Raw genomic sequence first — 16065 nt, 5'->3', positions numbered from 1 at the left:
AGTGGAGGCAATGGAGATCCTCTGTCCCGTGTGCGAGCACGAGTTCCCTGAGCAAGACCTCGAGGAAGGCGCGGTCCTCGAGTGCGAGGCCTGCCGGTCGGTCTTCGAAGTGGTGAGCCTTGAGCCCCTCGAGCTCTTGCTGGTCGAAAGCGGCGAAGGCGTTCAGGTGGAGTGTCCCAGGTGCGGGCACGTGTTCCAGGTTCTCGACGAAGACGTGGCCAGCTGTCCCGAGTGCGGACGGCAGTTCGCGGTCCACGTCGATGAAATGGACGAAGAGGAGGAGGATTGGGAATGAAAAAAGCAGCGAGCTGCCCCGAATGCGGTGCGGAAATGGGTCTGGAGAACCCCGAGCTCGGCGAGCTGGTGATCTGCGAGGCCTGCGGCCTTGAACTCGAGGTGGTCGGTCTCGACCCGGTGGTCCTTGAGCCGGCTCCGGAAGAAGCCGAAGACTGGGGCGAATAGCCCGACGCCAAGATGCTGGCCATCCTTTACGACCGAATCCGCGGCGACGAGCGCATGCTCTTCGAAGCCGCCGACGCGCTCGGGCTGCCCTGGGAGAAGGTCTACCTGCCCCAGCTGAGGATGACCCTCGGGGAAAAGCCGCGGGAACTCGACGGCATCACGGTGGCGCTTGAGCGGGCGGTCAGCCATTCGCGCGGGCTGGCCGCCTCGCGTTACCTCGACGCACTCGGAGTCCCGGTGGTCAACGCCCCGGGGGTCATCGAGGCAGCAGGTGACAAATGGGCCACCAGCGCCCTTCTGGCCAAGGCCGGGGTGCCCCAGCCCAAAGTGGCCCTGGTGCTCGGGCCGGAGGAAGCCTTGCAGACCGCTGAAGATTGGGGTTACCCCCTGGTTCTCAAGCCGGTGGTGGGCTCGTGGGGCCGCATGGTCGCCAAGGTCAACGACCGCGACGCGCTGGAGGCCCTGCTCGAGCACAAAGCCTTCATGGGTTACCAGCACCAGCTCCTTTACCTTCAGGAGTACGTCGAAAAACCCGGGCGGGACATCCGGGTCTTCGTCGTGGGCGACGAAGCCATCGCCGCCATCTACCGCAAGAGCCCCCACTGGATCACCAACACCGCTCGCGGCGGCGAGGCGGAAAACTGCCCCATCACCGACGAACTGGCCGAAATCAGCGTGGCAGCGGCCAGCGCCCTGGGCGGCGGGGTGCTGGCGGTCGATGTCTTCGAATCCGAGCGCGGTCTGCTGGTGAACGAGATCAACCACACCATGGAGTTCAAGAACTCGGTGACCACCACCGGGGTGGATATCCCCCGGAAGATTCTGGAATACACCTGGCGGCATGCAGGCTAATCCCATTCTCACCGTGGGCCACGGGAACCTCCAGGGCGAAGCCCTGGCACGGCGCCTTTCGGCCCACGGTGTGCAGCTGGTGCTGGACGTGCGGGCGCTGCCCTTTTCACGCCACAACCCCGACGCCAACCAGCAGATCCTTGCCGCCCGGCTCAAAGCCCAGGGCATCGGCTACCTCTGGATGGGTGACCGCCTGGGCGGCAAGCCCCGGGGAAAGCGGGACGCATTCGACATCGGCGCGAAACGCGCCGACCCGCGTTTTTGGCAGGGGATCGAGGCGCTCCTCGAGCTCGCCGGCCAAGCGCGGATCGCCCTCCTTTGCGCCGAGGAAGACCCCCGGCGCTGCCACCGGCGTTTTTTGATCACTCAGGCCCTCCTCGAAAAGGGCTTTCCTGCGGAAAACGTCCTTCACCTCCGCCACGACGGGCGGGTGGAGAGTGAGGCCGAGATCCTAAAGGAGGAAGCGCCGCTCTTTCGGGGGGAACTTCCTCACTGAGCCAGTGGTAAGTTGGTGGCGTGGGTGTACAGCTCGTCTATCATAATCCAACGACGGATGACCCCTTCGGACAGGCCTTGTCCAAAGTTAAAAAAGGGGGACGGCTGAAGATTGCGGTTCCTTATCTCTCGCTCGCTCGGCTCAAAAGGCTTCTAGAGAACACCCCCGAATGGGCTTTGCTCACGGATTTGAGTGAATGGCTCAAAGCCGAGAGCAACCACCAGGGCATACTCAAATTCCTTGAAGCCTACCAAGGGCGCATCCTCCATCTCGAGGGGCTCCACGCCAAAGTTTTTATCGGGAAAAACCACGCCCTGGTTTCATCCTCGAACCTCACCACAGCAGGCCTTGAACAAAACGAGGAGATGGGCGTCCTGATCGATGAACGGGAGCTCCTGGAAGAATTAGAGCAGTGGTTCGACTCCATATGGCATCAAACAACGCCCATTGACCTCGACGAGGTCAGGGAGAAAATCAAGCGCCTGGCAATGGCGAGAGTCCAAAGCCCTCCGCCGGTCGACCTGTCGTTCTCCTTCGGTCGAAGGCGTGATCTTTCGCCTCAAACTCCTATAGAGTCAAGCGTCCTGAGCCTCACCCCAGCCGATGAGGAGGGATTTTTGCGCTTACAAGCCAAAGTCAGGCTACTTCAAACAAGAGGCTTTGATCCGCGTGAGCCCTTGGAAGTTTTCTTGGCGCTTGCAGAGCGGCTGATCAAGAAGCTCAAGCTCGAACGATCCGATCCCCGTCTCTCGTGGACCGTTCCCCAAAAGAACACCGTCATCATGGCCATCAATATCAACCAGCGCTACGCTCTCGCACTGGCTTATGACGATCGGGATGACACCGGCGTTGATATCCTTGCCATGGTGACCCGGGACTTTGCCACGCGGCTCGCGCTCGAGCCGGTGTACGAGTTCAAACATTTCCCCGGCGAAGCCATCTCTCTCGCCCTTATTTCGCTCAATAACCTCATGGACCGTGTCGGCGATCTTGAGGATGCGATCGAAATCGATTCGATATGGGATGGATTCTTCGAAGCGTTCTTCCAGAGTGCCGAATACGAGCTCGGGAGGCAGTCCGCCTCGAGTTTCCGGAAGTTTCATCAACCCTGGCTCTATGACATCGCTCTGAACGAGAACACAAGAACCTCTTTTCTCGAAAACCTCGTTCAGCAATAACGAACGAGCCACTCAAGCGAGAAGAAACCCCAGGATCCCCTTTCCATTCCACAGGCGCCTCCATGATTGAAGTTCGCTCACGGAGTGAGCGAACTTCAATCACACCATGAGCGAACTGCAATATACTGGACCCATGTGGCCGCGCTACATCGCCCCTCGCCTGGAAAGGGCGCTCGACCGGAGTCCGGTGGTCTACCTCACCGGCGCCCGTCAGGTGGGCAAAACCACCCTCGCCAGGGCCATCGCCGAGCGGCGGCGGATGGTGTTCTTCACACTCGACGATCCAACGATACTCGCCTTCGCCCGCCGCGACCCCAAAGGCTTCGTCGCTGAACTGAAAGATCCCGCGGTCATCGACGAAGTTCAGCGGGTTCCCGAACTCCTCCTCGCCATCAAGCTTGCGGTCGATGAAAACCGCTCGCCAGGCCGGTTCCTGCTCACCGGCTCGGTCGGGCTCAAAAGCCGCTCAAGTATTGCCGGAGCCTTGGTGGGGCGCGCAGAATACTTGTTCCTCCGCCCCCTGGCTGAGGCGGAGATCGCTCAGAGCAAAACCAATCTGGTCTCCGAGCTCTTCCGTCAAGAGCCGCGTTTCCCAAACCTGTTTCCGGAACCCGACCTCCTGCCCCGCCTCTGCCGGGGCGGTTATCCGGCGGCGGCGAAGCTCCCTCCCCCCGACCGCACCGCCTGGCTTTTGAGCTACGTCACTGCGTTGATCGAGCGTGACCTGGTGGGTCTCGTGCGCATCGAACACCCCGAGTCGGCCCTGGATCTTCTCATGATGCAGGCAAGGCTTGCCGCCACGCCGCAAAACATCAGCGCCATAGGCAGCGAGCTTGGACTCGCGGCCGCCACGGCCCGGCGATACGCCGAGCTTTTCGAACGCCTTTACCTCGTTGAGCGACTGCCCGCCTGGTCCAAGAATCCAAAGAAGCGGCTGGCCCGGCGCCCCAAACTCCTCCTGAACGACAGCGCGCTCATGCTCTATCTCAGTGGAATAGCCTGCGAGTCTCTGCAGGAAAATCGCGCTTTTCTTGGTCGCGTCCTGGAGAACTTTGTGCTGGCCGAGCTTCTCAAACACGCCTCCTGGCTCGAGGACGGGCCACGGGTCTTCCACCTCAGAACCGCGAGCGGTCACGAGGTGGATGCGGTGATCGAGGCGAGGGATGGGCGCATCGTCGGCGTCGAAGTCAAGCTCGCGAGGAGCGTCGCGCCCGCCGATCTCAGGGGGCTGCGAACGCTCAGGGAAAGCGCAGGCCAGCGCTTCCACCTGGGAATCGTGTTCTATGGTGGCGAACAGGTGATTCCGCTGGAAGAGCGGATCTGGGCCTTGCCCCTCGCGGCGCTGTGGCAAGAGCGGCTATGATTCCCCCATGGAGCGCTTGCGTACCGTCATCGTCGGCGGATCGGGCTACGCCGGAGGCGAATTTCTCAGGCTGGCCCTCTTCCACCCCAACCTCGAGGTCATTCAGGTGACCTCGAGGAAGAACAAGGGCCTCCCGGTCCACTTCGTGCACCCGAACCTCCGGGGCCTGACCGACCTCAAATTCTCAAGCCCCGAGGAAATCGAGGACGCGGACCTCATCGTTTTGGCCTTGCCCCACGGCCTTGCCGCCAAGGCGTTCGAGACGTACGCGGGAAAAGCCCGCTTCATCATCGATCTCTCGGCGGATTTCCGCTTGAAGCGCCAGGATCTCTATGAAAAGTACTACGGCGGCCCCCATCCACGCCCCGACCTGCTTTCAAAGTTCGCCTACGCCAACCCTGAGGTGAACAGAGAGGAAATCCTCAAAAAGGACTACCTCGCCGGCGCCGGCTGCAATGCCACCGCAGCCCTCATCGGGCTTTACCCGCTCTACAAAACCGGGATCGCGCGACCCGGCCCGGTCTTCGTCACCGTGCTGGTGGGCACCTCGGAAGGCGGCGCCGAAGCGAGCGCGGCGAGCCACCACCCCGAGCGCGCGGGCGCCTACCGGGTTTACAAAGCAGTGGGCCACCGCCACACCGCCGAGATCGTCGAATACCTTCCCGGCGAGGTCGAAGTCCACATGACCGCGATCGCCACCGACCGCATCCGGGGCGTCCTCATGACCGCCCAGCTCTTTTTGCAAGACGGCCTCTCGGAACGCGACGTGTGGAGCGCCTACCGGGAGGTCTACCAGGACGCGCCCTTCGTGCGCATCGTCAAGCAAAGGCGGGGCATCCACCGCATGCCCGATCCCAAGACCGTCGAGGGCACGAACTTTGCCGACGTGGGCTTTGAGCTCGAGCCCGACACCGGGCGGCTGGTGGTGATCAGCGCGATCGACAACCTGGTCAAGGGCACCGCCGGCCACGCAATCCAGGCCCTCAATTTGCGCATGGGCTGGGACGAGCAGACCGGCCTTGAATTCCCTGGGCTCCATCCCTGAGCCTTGGTCAAATTCCCCCGAACCTCCCGCCAACCCGTGCCACACTGAAAAGTGGGAGGTTTCAATGCTGAGGAAAGTCGCCAGGTTTGGTCTGGTCGGACTGCTTGGTGCTTTGGGCTTGTTCCTGGCAGTCCCGGCTGCTGTGTAAGCCCCGTCGAAACCCATGGCTCTTCAATCAAACCTCGCATCCTCACAATGCCCGCTGGCCCAGCGAGGTTCGGCGGTGCCCGTTGCATCAAGTGAGCGCATCGGAATCAACTACGTGGATCCGGGGCCCGTTGATTCCTGCGAAGCCTACGATGTGTATGAGTACGGCGACTGGCAACCCAATTACGTTCCCAATTGGCGGGGTATTGCGGAAGGAATATGCCGCGTGGGCGCTGCTGAAGGCGCTTATCAAATAAGAACAGCGGTGGGTAACACACCTGCCGGAGCAATAGCTAGTGCTGTGTCGCTCCTCTTGTCTTGGGCCGCTTGCGATTCTATTGATGTCACACACACAGGAGCTGAACTCTTCTACATACAAGCTGGTGAAAAGCGTAAAGTCTGGCACTACTGGGGCGAACGTCTACCCTCGGGCCAGTGCCGCATCAACCAGGAAAGCTGGTGGGAGTACCGGCACGAGTGAGTTGCCCTGGCCTATTGGGCTTGCCCAGTCCAGTAGGCCAGGATGCACTTTTAGGAAAACGAGATGAAAAGTCAACAGAATCATTCTCGACAAGCCGCAATCTGGTTTGTGACGTTCTATTCCATTGGCTCGGAGCTCTTAGCGAGTGGCGTCGGTCCTGAGGCTCTGATAAAAATCGCCACCCTCTTCACCGTGCTTTTGCTATTTGCCTTGCGAGAGCGCAAGGACTTCCTTTCGTTTGCTGGAGCAGTGCTCGCAGCCACTCCCATTGCCATCGGTCTGCGTCGCTTAGGAACGCAAATAGGATGGGGGTTTTGGCCGTTGCTGCTTGGCCACTTCCTAATCGGTTTCTTGCTCTTCAACTTCATCGAGCGCCACTTGGTCGAGCGAGCTAGATCTTCGCATACCACTTGACAGAAGCAAAGGTGCAAAGGCAGATGGAAAGGAAAAAGCTTGCTAACGCTAAACCAGAGCACAGCGCACACATCAATAGAGAGCGGTGGGCAGCCTGGATGATCGCATTTTCATCGATCGGCGTGGGGTTTTTAGTCAGAGATTATCCTGTTTACGATAGCCTCTGGATCGTGGCTGCCCTCCTCCTAGTCACATGGCGGTACCGCGTAACAACAATGGCAGCCGTTGTAACCGGAGCTTTCCTGGGAACTTTGCTAAGGATTTTGGCATTCAAATTTCACCTGAATGCTTGGCTCCTCACGCCTCTACTCCTCGCAGCCGGCTACTTCCTTCCCAAAGGACTTCCCCGGCATTTCACTTCCCTATGGCTCCGGAAGCAATGAACCTGCAGTTTCAGTTTGAATGCAAGCCAAGAGTGGTGGTATGGACGACTTTCCAGCGAATTATCCTTCGGTTTCCAATGGCAGGAAGTGGAACGCTGCAGCCGAACCCCAGAAGAATTCCTGGATTCGGCCACGCCATCCTGGGCTGAAATTGGGGGTGGCTGGGAAAAGGACAAAGCTCATCTTGCTAGGATTGCATACGCAGTAAAAAGTAAACGTACAAAAATCACAAGACTGCTCCCGGCTTGATGCTAAGTTGAAATTCGCAAGGAGGGCAAGGAATGAAAAAAGCCATACTCTCTACAGTTATCGGTATAGCTTTAAGTTTTAGTACAGCGTTTGCATCTTCTTCTTTCCGGATCATTTCCGGGGTCGGTTACGGCTTAGTGGGCGTCGAATATGAATATGGACAGCCAAATCAAAATCTTGCATACAGCGGCGGTGTTGGCTTCCTCTCCTCTGGTTCAGCCACAGGCGTTGCTGCTGTCGGGGGTGTTGCCTTTTACTTTGACAGTTCTTCGGATCGAAGCGGGCCCTTTGCAGCCATGCGCGTTTCCACCGGGGTGTTAGATGTCAGCGGATACAGTGTTACGACTTTCCTGGGCATCGTCACCGCCGGCTACCGATTCACCTCAGATCACTTCGATCTTGCCGCCGAATTAGGGGTCGGCATGGGCACAGCATCCCTTGGCTACTACTCGACATCAGGAGTGTCCCCGGCGTTTGGGATTTCAATCGGAATCCGGCCGTAAAGGGCGGTCCCGCCTCATCCCTTTCTCGCTCCGAGGCCAGCGCGGCACTCCTCGGGGTTTCTGAGTGCCGCGCTGAAACTTGGGAGGTCTTGACGCAAAGGAATGGCATCCGGTTTGGCGGAGGTGTCGAGCGTGGCAGAAGCTTGAGTACCCAAAGTGCGAGGGGGCATCATGAAGCGCGAACCAGATTCAAACCTGGCGTGGCTGGGGCTGATTGTCGTGGTGCTGGCGGGCGCGGGGTTTCTCAAGTACGGCCCGAGCGCGGATGCGCTGATCAATGCCGCGATCATCGCAGCCGTGCTGTTGCTGCCTGCCGTGCGACGACCTCGGGGCCTCTTCTGGCTGACTCTGGCCCTAGCCGTGGGTGCTGGCGCGGGTCTGGCGCTTCACCGGCTCAGCGTGTGGACGCATCTGGGTTTTTGGCCCTGGGCGGGGGTGCTGGTGCTCGTGTCCTATGGCTTTTTCACCTTTGCCTTACGGTGGACAGGGCGCGAAACAGGTTGAGCCAGCAGAAAACTATCGAGGGCGCGGATGCGCCAAGCTTGCCGACGGCGCATAATCTTGAAAAGATACGGGCGTGAGCGAAGGGCTGATCGTCGTAAAAGTGGGCGGCGCCGAGGGGATTGACTACGAGGCCGTTGTCGAGGACGCCGCCGCTCTTTGGGAAAAGGGGCAGAAGCTGATCCTGGTCCACGGCGCGAGCGCCGAAACCAACCGCGTCGCCGAAGCGCTGGGCCACCCGCCGAAGTTCCTGGTTCATCCCGGCGGCATGCAAAGCCGCCTCACGGACAGAAAAACGCTCGAAATCTTCAACATGGTCTACGCCGGCAAGATGAATAAGCACATCGTCGAGCTCTTCCAAAAGCGGGGCGTGAACGCGGTGGGGCTCTCTGGCCTCGACGGCCGCGTCTTCGAGGGTAAGCGAAAAAAAGCCATTAAGTACGTGGAAAACGGCAAGATTAAGATTCACCGCGGCGACTACTCGGGCTCGGTGGAACGGGTCAACAAGGGGCTGCTCGAGCTCCTTCTCAAAAACGGCTACCTGCCCGTTCTCACCCCCCCTGCGGCAAGCCACGAGGGGGAAGCCATCAACACCGACGGCGACGTGGCTGCAGCCAGGGTCGCCGAGGCCTTTGGCGCCGGGGCGCTCGTGTACCTTTCCAACGTCCCCGGCCTCCTCGCGAACTACCCCGACGAATCGAGCCTGATCCGCGAGATCCCGGCGGCCCAGGTGGAAGAATTCATGCGCTTTGCCGAAGGGCGGATGAAGAAGAAAGTGCTCGGCGCCGCCGAGGCGATCCGGGCGGGCGTGAAACGCGTGATTTTTGCCGACGCTCGGGTCGAGCGGCCGATTCAGCGAGCCCTCGAGGGCCTGGGCACCGTCATTCACTGAGGATTTGATCTTTCCAAGCGCCCGGAAATAAAGTGAGCTGACGAATTTTGGGGCGGAGGGTAGCGAGATGCAAAACACGCACGACTGGCTGACGATCGAAAAGACCTACGATTCGGGCGTATACAACAAGTCCGACTTCGTGATCGTGCGGGGCGAAGGTGCCTACGTCTGGGACGCCGAGGGGAACCGCTACCTCGACCTCATCAACGGCATCGGGGTGGGGTTTTTGGGTCACGGCCACCCGACGGTGGTCGAGGCCATCAAGGCACAGGCCGAACGGCTCATGATTTTGCCCCAGGTCTTCGCCAACGACAAACGTGCCGAGTTCTACCAGACCCTGGCGAGCGTGTTGCCGGATCCGCTGGGCCGCATCTTCCCCACCAACTCCGGGACCGAGGCGGTGGAAGCCGCGCTCAAGTTCTCGCGCGCGGCCACCGGGAAGAAGAAGTTCGTGGCCGCGATGCGCTCTTTCCACGGTCGGTCCTTCGGTTCGCTCTCGATCACCTGGGAAAAGAAGTATCGCGAACCCTTCGCGCCACTCGTCGAGCCGGTCACCTTCATTCCCTATAACGACGTCGACGCCCTCGAGGCGGCCATCGATGACGACACCGCGGCGGTCATCCTCGAGCCCGTCCAGGGCGAGGGCGGGGTCCGGCCCGGCACGCCTGAGTTCTTCGCCGCGGCGCGCGAACTCACCCGCAAAAAGGGCGCGCTGCTGGTCATCGACGAAATCCAGACCGGTTTCGGCCGAACCGGCAAGCTCTTCGCCTTCGAACACTTCGGCATCGTCCCCGACATCCTCACCCTAGCCAAGCCCATCGGAGGCGGTTTCCCGCTGGGGGCCATGGTGACCACCCCCGAGGTCGCCGACAAGATGCCGAGGGGTGGCCACGGCACCACCTTCGGCGGCAACCCCCTGGCGATGGCGGCGGGAACGGCGGCGATCAAGACCATCGTCGAAGGGCGCCTCTGGGAACGCGCGGAAGCGCTGGGCAAGGCCTTCCTCGAGGCCCTGGCCGGGATCCGATCGCCGAAGATCCGGGAGGTTCGCGGTATCGGGCTGATGGCGGGCATCGAACTCAAGGAGAAGGCCGCCCCCTACCTCAAGCGCCTGGCGGAAAAGCACCGCATCATCGGGCTCCAGGCCGGGCCTACGGTGATGCGCTTTTTGCCGCCGGTGGTGGTGGAGGAAGCCGAACTCTTGCAGACGGCTGAGGCCGTCGCCGACGTCCTGGCCCACGAGGCTTAGCCCGCCATGAGTCTGCCCCCGCTCGACTACGACCCCCGCCGCGACCCCATCCGCTTTTTCCGGGAGGCCCTCGAGGTCCCAAGCCCATCCGGTCAGGAACGGCTGGTCGCCCAGCACTTCGCCCGGGGCATGAAGGCCATGGGCATGAAGGCCTGGGTCGACGAGGCCGACAACGCCCGGGGCATCTGGGGCCACGGCCCGCTGGAGATCGCCCTTTTGGGCCACATCGACACCGTGCCCGGTGAGGTCCCGGTGCGCATCGAGGGCGACAAGCTCTTCGGCCGGGGGGCGGTGGACGCCAAAGGGCCGTTCACCGCCTTCGTGCTGGCCACCGGCGCCCTGCCCGAAGCCCTCAAAGAAAAGCTGACCATCCACCTCATCGGCGCCACTGAGGAAGAGGTGCCCTCGAGCAAGGGTGCCCGTTACGTGGCCCAAAAGCTCAGCCCCGAGCTGGTGGTGATCGGCGAGCCGTCGGGGTGGGACGGCATCACCCTCGGCTATAAAGGCCGGCTTTTGGTCCGGGTGCGGCGGGAGAAAAACCACTTTCACTCCGCCCACCACGAGCCCAACGCGGTCGAAGAACTCATCGCCTACTTCACGGCGATGAAGAACTGGACCGAGGCCTACAACATCGGCCAGCGTCCCTTCGACCAGGTCCAATACTCGCTGCGCGACATCCGGGTGCAGCAACCCGAGATGACCCAGGTGGCCGAGCTCTTCTTCGATTTGCGCCTGCCACCAAGGCTCTCGCCGGAAGAAGCGGTGGGAAAGCTTTTGGCCCTGGCCCCGCCCACCCTCGAGTTCCACTTTTGGGGCAAGGAGGTCGCCTACAAAGGACCCAAGGACTCGCCCCTCTCCCGGGCGTTCCGCTTTGGCATCCGTAAAGCGGGTGGCAAGCCGGTGTTCAAATACAAAACCGGCACCTCAGACATGAACGTTCTCGCCCCCCTCTGGCAGGCCCCGATGGTGGCCTACGGGCCCGGCGACTCCTCGCTCGATCACACCCCCTTCGAACACGTGCTCATCCCCGAGTTCGAAAAGGGGGTAGAGGTCTTGAAGGCAGCGCTCACTTTTCTTGCTACGCGGTGAGGCGGGAACAGCGGATGATCCGTCCTCACCGGGCCGGCCCCGCGATGATCTGGCGGTAAGCTTCATAGGCCACCACGCCGACCGCCACCGCCAGGTTCAACGAGCGTACGGGGCCTGGGGTGGGGATTTTGAGCGCCGGAAATCCCCCCAGGACCTCGGGCGGGAGCCCGCGGGTTTCCGGACCGAAAAGCAGCCAGTCGCCCTGCCGGAAACGGGCAGCGTAGAGACTCCGCTCGGCGTGAGCACTCATCGCCCACACCCGGGCATCGCCGGGGAGGGCCTCGAGGAAAGCCTCCCACGAATCATGGAGGTGGTAATCGAGGTGCTTCCAGTAGTCGAGCCCGGCCCGCCGCATCCTGGGGTCTCCCCAGCGAAATCCAAAAGGGCGAACCAGGTGCAGCTCAGCGCCGAGCGCCACCGCAGTTCGGGCCACGTTCCCAGTGTTTTGCGGGATCTCGGGCTGGTAGAGTACGATCCGTAACACGACCAAGGGTACACCGGCTTGCGTGCCCCATGGCCCTCCGGTAGACTTATGGTCGGCAGTTTCTGAGCGTTTTATGAACGCTTACGGAGGTGATGGTTAATAAGGGAACATAGAATCAACGAAGAGATCCGCGTTCGCCAGGTGCGCCTGATCGACGAAGACGGCAGCCAGCTCGGCGTCGTGGATACCCGCGAGGCCCTGAATATCGCGCGTGAAAAGGGCCTCGATCTCGTTCTGGTCAGCCCCACCGCCAAACCCCCCGTGGCCCGCATCCTCGACTACGGCAAGTGGCGCTACGAGCAGCAACAAGCGGAGAAGGAACGGCGGAAAAAGCAAAAGCGCCAGGAAATCAAGGCCATCAAGTTCCGGGTCAAGGTCAGCGAGCACGACTACCTGACCAAGCTCAAACACGTTCGGCGCTTCCTCGAGGACGGCCACAAGGTCAAGGTCACCATCATGTTCCGGGGTCGGGAGATGGCGCACCCGGAGCTCGGCAAGAAGATCCTCGACCGGGTCGCTGAAGATCTCAAGGAACTCGCCGCCGTTGAAATGCCTCCCCAGCTCGCGGGCCGGGATATGAACATGGTCCTCGCTCCCCTAGCCAAAAACAAGGCATGATGCTATAAAGGAAAGGCTGGTCGAAGCCCAAAAGTCCCTGCGGGGCGCTTCGCCAGCGGGAGGAGGTTTGGCATGCCAAAGATGAAGACCCATAAGGGCGCCAAAGGGCGGGTTAAGGTTACCGCCCGAGGCAAGGTTATGGCCATGCGGCCGGGCAAACGCCACCTGAACTACAAGAAGTCGGGGAAGAAGATTCGGCAAAAGGGCAAGAAGTTCGTCCTCTTCGAGGGAGAAGCGCGCAAATTTAGGATCCTTCTCCCCTACGCCGGGAGGTAGCGGATGCCACGGGTCAAAACCGGCGTCGTCCGTCGCCGCCGCCACAAGAAACTCCTGAAGCGGGCCAAGGGCTTTTGGGGGCTTCGCTCGATCTCTTACCGCCGTGCAAAAGAAACCCTCCTCAACGCCGCCGAACATTCTTACGCCGACCGGAAAAAGAAAAAGCGCGAGTACCGCAAGCTCTGGATCACCCGCATCAACGCCGCCGCGCGGCAAAACGGCATGCGCTACTCGGAGTTCATGCACGGCCTCAAGCTGGCCGGCGTGACCCTGAACCGCAAGGTCCTGGCCGATATCGCCGTGCGGAACCCGGAAGTCTTCGCCAAGCTGGTAGAGATTTCCCGCTCCGCGCGTTCCTAACCCAAAGCGTATCCGCCGGGCGCGCCCTTTGGGCGCGCCCATTTCGCTTTATACTCGTTCCTCGTGCAAGGGCTCTACGTCTTCCTCCTGGCCATGGCCCCGGTGGTCGAGCTCCGCGGCGCCATTCCTCTGGGCGTAGCCCTCGGACTCTCCGTCTGGGAAGCCTTCCTCTGGGCGCTCGCCGGCAATATCCTGGTGATCCCCGCGCTGCTCTTTGGTCTTCCCTGGGCGATCGAATTCGCGACCAGGATCCCGGCCCTGGCCCGGCTCTGGGCGAAGCTCGAGGCCCGTGTTCGCCTCAAGGGCGAGGACCAGGTGCAGCGATATGGCGCCATCGGGCTCTTTCTCTTTGTCGCCATTCCCCTGCCCGGCACCGGGGCCTGGACGGGCAGCATCCTGGCGGTCATCCTGGGCCTCAAGCGACGCTACGCTTTCCCTGCCATCGTCGCCGGGGTGGTGGCCGCCGGCGTGCTGGTGGCCCTAGCCAGCGCCGGCGTACTCAAGGGGCTTTCCTTCCTGGTAAGGTAGTCGGCGTGGAAGCGCTGGGCGTCCTCCTTCTGATGCTGGCGTACGTCATCGGGGCGCTGCCCCTGGGTTTTTGGATCACGCGGCGCCTGGCAGGCATCGACGTTCGCGCCGCTTCGGTGTACAACCTGGGCCTTGAGAGCGCCCTCAAGAAAGTCGGCGCCAAAACCCTGGTGCTCGCCTCGCTCGCCGACTTCATCAAAGGCTACGTCGCTGTATACCTCCTGCAAAATTTCGGCGCCCCCTGGGCGATGGGTGCTGCGGTCCTGGCCTACCTCGGCCATCTGTACCCGCTGCCCTTCATGCCCCAGGGCTGGCCGCTCCGGGCAAGGGGCGCCGCCATCCTCCTCGGTATCCTCGCTGGGCTCTCGGTCTCCGGCATCGCCTACCTCCATACCCTGGTCCCCCTGGCTGCGGCGCTCGTGGTCTATGCGGTGAGCGGTTACGCCAGTCTGGCCGCGCTCACGCTGCCGCTGGCCCTGGCGCTGGTGGCGAGTGGCTACGACCCCTACACCCGGGCCCTGGCCTGGGTGCTCTTCGCCCTGGCCCTTTGGCGATACAAGGAAAACCTGGGGCGAATCCTCGAGGGCACCGAGCCCAAGCTGGGCCAGCCGCTGCCCCTTCCCAGCGAACAGCAGGTGGTCTCGGCCTTTATGATCCACCCCCTTACCCTCGAGGACTTCTGGCAATCCCCCCGCTTTCGCTGGCTCCGCCCCCTGGTGAACGCCGGACTCATCAAAAAATCCTGGATCGAGCGCCTGGCGGAGCGTTTCCGCCCCATGAAGGTGGGCGAGATCCGGGGGGTCAAGACCTCCGACGGCCGCGAGATCCTCTGCCTCCTCATCTCGGCGCCGCTCCTCCCTCATCAGATCGTGGGCAAGCCCGAGCTCGCAGTGCAAAGGGCCATCCAGGGGGCGCGGCTCGCAAGCGAGCTCGGCGCCACCGTCTTCGGCCTCGGGGCCTTTTGGAGCGTGGTCGGCGAAAAGGGCAAGCAGGTCCAGGAGGCGGTCCCCGAAATCGAGATCACCAACGGCGGCGCCTTGACCGCGGGAACGGTGCGGGCGGCGATTCCGCGGATCCTCGAGCGTTTCCGGCGCGAGGGCAAGGATCCCGAACGCGCCACCGCCGCCATCGTGGGCGCCACCGGGGTGGTGGCCTTTGGCATCGCCCGCCAAATCGCCCCCCTTTTCGGCAAGGTGATTCTGGTGGCCCGCAACCGGGAGCGCCTTCAAAAGGTCGCGGAGAGCCTGAGGAAAAACCTCAAGCGCAAGGGCGCCAACACCGAGGTGGTGGCCACGACCGAGATGGCCGCCATCAAGGAAGCCGACCTGGTCTTTTCCGCCACCAGTGACCCCGAGCCGGTTATTTTCCCCGAACACGTCAAGGAAGGGGCCTGGATCTACGACGAGGGCGTGCCCCCCGACGTCCACCCAGACGTGAAGCGTCTTCCCGGCGTGCGGGTGATCCCCGGCGGCGTGGTCCGGCTCCCCGGAGAGGCTCACTCGACTCTGAACCTGCACTTCGGGGGCCCCGACCTGGTGCCCGCCTGCCTGGCCGAGACCATGATCCTTGCCGCCGAGGGCGCGTTTGAGCGCAAGAGCCTCGGTGGCGAGACCAAGAGCGAGAACATCGCCTACTTCGTCGAACGCGCCGAGGCGCTGGGGTTTGAGGTGCTGGACTGAAGTCTGTCTTACCCCCAATAGCGCTTAAGCTGAAGTATGCCCTCACGATTCACTCGCGTTTGGATCACCGGCGGCTCAAGCGGCATCGGGCTGGCCCTGGCCCGGGCTTACAGCGAAGCTGGCAGCGAGGTGATCATCAGCGCCCGCGACCCCGAGCGCCTGGGCGAGGCCGCACGGGCCACGGGGAGCACGCCCCTGCCCCTCGACGTCACCGACCGGGAGGCGGTCCGCGACGCGGTGGCGCAAATCTGGGAAACCCACGGTTCGGTCGACCTCGCCATTCTCAACGCCGGCGCCTCGTTTCCCCGAAAACCCGACGACACCTATGAAAACCTCGCCCGCCACCTCGAGGTCAACCTCCTCGGGGTGGCCGCGGCCGTGGACGCGCTCCGGCCCCGGATGCGCGAATCCGGTGGCGGCACGATCGCCGTCGTGGCCTCGCTGGCCGGATATCTCGGGCTCCCGGGGACCGTCGGCTACGGAACGAGCAAGGCCGCGCTCATCTACTACGCCGAGGCGCTGTGGCACGAGCTGCAAAAGGAGGGCATCGATCTTCACCTCATCAACCCGGGCTTCGTCAAAACCCCGCTCGTGGCCGGCAACCGGCTTCCCAAACCCTTCATGCTCTCCCCCAGGGAGGCCGCCCGCAGGATCGTGCAGGGGCTTGAGGCCGGCAGCTTCGAAATCGCCTTTCCCCGGCGCCTGGCCTGGCCGCTCCGCCTGCTTCGGGCCTTCCCCTCCCGAATCCGGCTCTGGCTCTTTTCCCGGGCCCTCGCCCTCTGGGTAAAATGACCCGGAAGCGAAAGGAGGCGAGGC

At 62.4% G+C, this 16065-nt stretch carries 21 protein-coding genes; 20 read left to right on the top strand and 1 reads right to left on the bottom strand.

What is annotated here, in order from left to right; genetic code table 11:
- The first annotated feature begins 10 nt into the window (after positions 1 to 10).
- The 14 genes from ACZ5BT_RS07820 to ACZ5BT_RS07755 all read left to right on the top strand — a co-directional run bounded on the left by ACZ5BT_RS07820 (position 11) and on the right by ACZ5BT_RS07755 (position 11304).
- Complete coding sequence (locus tag ACZ5BT_RS07820; RefSeq protein WP_464884038.1) at positions 11 to 295, top strand: FmdB family zinc ribbon protein; 285 nt, start codon at positions 11 to 13, stop codon at positions 293 to 295.
- Positions 292 to 462 (top strand): lysine biosynthesis protein LysW, encoded by a 171-nt coding sequence (lysW, locus tag ACZ5BT_RS07815; protein WP_464884037.1) that lies wholly within the window; start codon positions 292 to 294, stop codon positions 460 to 462. The genes ACZ5BT_RS07820 and lysW overlap by 4 nt, the downstream gene beginning before the upstream one ends.
- A gap of 12 nt (positions 463 to 474) precedes the next feature.
- Positions 475 to 1314: a lysine biosynthesis protein LysX gene (lysX, locus tag ACZ5BT_RS07810; protein WP_464884036.1), complete on the top strand. Its 840-nt coding sequence runs from the start codon at positions 475 to 477 to the stop codon at positions 1312 to 1314.
- Positions 1304 to 1810, top strand: a complete 507-nt coding sequence (locus ACZ5BT_RS07805; protein WP_464884035.1) for a DUF488 domain-containing protein — start codon at positions 1304 to 1306, stop codon at positions 1808 to 1810. The genes lysX and ACZ5BT_RS07805 overlap by 11 nt, the downstream gene beginning before the upstream one ends.
- Positions 1811 to 1830: 20 nt before the next feature.
- On the top strand, positions 1831 to 2988 hold the full coding sequence (locus ACZ5BT_RS07800) for a phospholipase D-like domain-containing protein (RefSeq protein WP_464884034.1): 1158 nt from the start codon (positions 1831 to 1833) through the stop codon (positions 2986 to 2988).
- A gap of 133 nt (positions 2989 to 3121) precedes the next feature.
- Positions 3122 to 4351, top strand: coding sequence for an ATP-binding protein (locus ACZ5BT_RS07795; protein ID WP_464884033.1), 1230 nt, complete (start codon positions 3122 to 3124; stop codon positions 4349 to 4351).
- Positions 4352 to 4358: 7 nt separating this feature from the next.
- On the top strand, positions 4359 to 5396 hold the full coding sequence (argC, locus tag ACZ5BT_RS07790; RefSeq protein ID WP_464884032.1) for an N-acetyl-gamma-glutamyl-phosphate reductase: 1038 nt from the start codon (positions 4359 to 4361) through the stop codon (positions 5394 to 5396).
- A 691-nt stretch (positions 5397 to 6087) separates the two neighbouring features.
- Complete coding sequence (locus ACZ5BT_RS07785) at positions 6088 to 6438, top strand: hypothetical protein (RefSeq protein ID WP_464884031.1); 351 nt, start codon at positions 6088 to 6090, stop codon at positions 6436 to 6438.
- Between the two features lie 23 nt (positions 6439 to 6461).
- Positions 6462 to 6821 carry a hypothetical protein gene (locus ACZ5BT_RS07780; RefSeq protein WP_464884030.1) on the top strand — a complete coding sequence of 120 codons (360 nt, stop codon included), beginning with the start codon at positions 6462 to 6464 and terminating at the stop codon, positions 6819 to 6821.
- Positions 6822 to 7102: 281 nt separating this feature from the next.
- Positions 7103 to 7573 (top strand): hypothetical protein, encoded by a 471-nt coding sequence (locus ACZ5BT_RS07775; RefSeq protein ID WP_464884029.1) that lies wholly within the window; start codon positions 7103 to 7105, stop codon positions 7571 to 7573.
- Between the two features lie 171 nt (positions 7574 to 7744).
- Positions 7745 to 8077, top strand: coding sequence for a hypothetical protein (locus tag ACZ5BT_RS07770; protein WP_464884028.1), 333 nt, complete (start codon positions 7745 to 7747; stop codon positions 8075 to 8077).
- 85 nt (positions 8078 to 8162) lie between these two features.
- The gene (locus ACZ5BT_RS07765; RefSeq protein WP_464885802.1) at positions 8163 to 8966 is read left to right on the top strand and encodes a [LysW]-aminoadipate kinase; all 804 of its coding nucleotides are present in this window, start codon (positions 8163 to 8165) and stop codon (positions 8964 to 8966) included.
- A gap of 67 nt (positions 8967 to 9033) precedes the next feature.
- Positions 9034 to 10215 (top strand): aspartate aminotransferase family protein, encoded by a 1182-nt coding sequence (locus tag ACZ5BT_RS07760; protein WP_464884027.1) that lies wholly within the window; start codon positions 9034 to 9036, stop codon positions 10213 to 10215.
- Positions 10216 to 10221: 6 nt separating this feature from the next.
- Positions 10222 to 11304, top strand: coding sequence for a [LysW]-lysine hydrolase (locus ACZ5BT_RS07755; RefSeq protein WP_464884026.1), 1083 nt, complete (start codon positions 10222 to 10224; stop codon positions 11302 to 11304).
- 25 nt (positions 11305 to 11329) lie between these two features.
- On the opposite strand, the gene ACZ5BT_RS07750 is transcribed toward ACZ5BT_RS07755, so the two are convergent.
- Positions 11330 to 11788, bottom strand: coding sequence for a tRNA (cytidine(34)-2'-O)-methyltransferase (locus ACZ5BT_RS07750; protein ID WP_464884025.1), 459 nt, complete (start codon positions 11786 to 11788; stop codon positions 11330 to 11332).
- Positions 11789 to 11887: 99 nt separating this feature from the next.
- Between ACZ5BT_RS07750 and infC the strand changes: the two genes are divergently transcribed.
- The 6 genes from infC to ACZ5BT_RS07720 all read left to right on the top strand — a co-directional run bounded on the left by infC (position 11888) and on the right by ACZ5BT_RS07720 (position 16041).
- Positions 11888 to 12406: a translation initiation factor IF-3 gene (gene infC / locus ACZ5BT_RS07745; RefSeq protein WP_464885801.1), complete on the top strand. Its 519-nt coding sequence runs from the start codon at positions 11888 to 11890 to the stop codon at positions 12404 to 12406.
- A gap of 72 nt (positions 12407 to 12478) precedes the next feature.
- Positions 12479 to 12682, top strand: coding sequence for a 50S ribosomal protein L35 (gene rpmI, locus ACZ5BT_RS07740; protein WP_464884024.1), 204 nt, complete (start codon positions 12479 to 12481; stop codon positions 12680 to 12682).
- Positions 12683 to 12685: 3 nt separating this feature from the next.
- Entirely contained in the window at positions 12686 to 13042 is a 357-nt protein-coding gene (rplT, locus tag ACZ5BT_RS07735) for a 50S ribosomal protein L20 (protein ID WP_464884023.1), read from the top strand.
- 93 nt (positions 13043 to 13135) lie between these two features.
- Positions 13136 to 13570 (top strand): COG2426 family protein, encoded by a 435-nt coding sequence (locus tag ACZ5BT_RS07730; RefSeq protein WP_464885800.1) that lies wholly within the window; start codon positions 13136 to 13138, stop codon positions 13568 to 13570.
- A 14-nt stretch (positions 13571 to 13584) separates the two neighbouring features.
- Positions 13585 to 15249 carry a glycerol-3-phosphate acyltransferase gene (locus ACZ5BT_RS07725; RefSeq protein ID WP_464885799.1) on the top strand — a complete coding sequence of 555 codons (1665 nt, stop codon included), beginning with the start codon at positions 13585 to 13587 and terminating at the stop codon, positions 15247 to 15249.
- A 36-nt stretch (positions 15250 to 15285) separates the two neighbouring features.
- Positions 15286 to 16041 (top strand): SDR family NAD(P)-dependent oxidoreductase, encoded by a 756-nt coding sequence (locus tag ACZ5BT_RS07720; protein WP_464884022.1) that lies wholly within the window; start codon positions 15286 to 15288, stop codon positions 16039 to 16041.
- Positions 16042 to 16065: the final 24 nt, after the last annotated feature.

Source organism: Vulcanithermus mediatlanticus (assembly GCF_055385885.1).
Note: the sequence above shows the minus strand (reverse complement) of the source record. Positions and strands in the feature narration are given on the sequence as shown.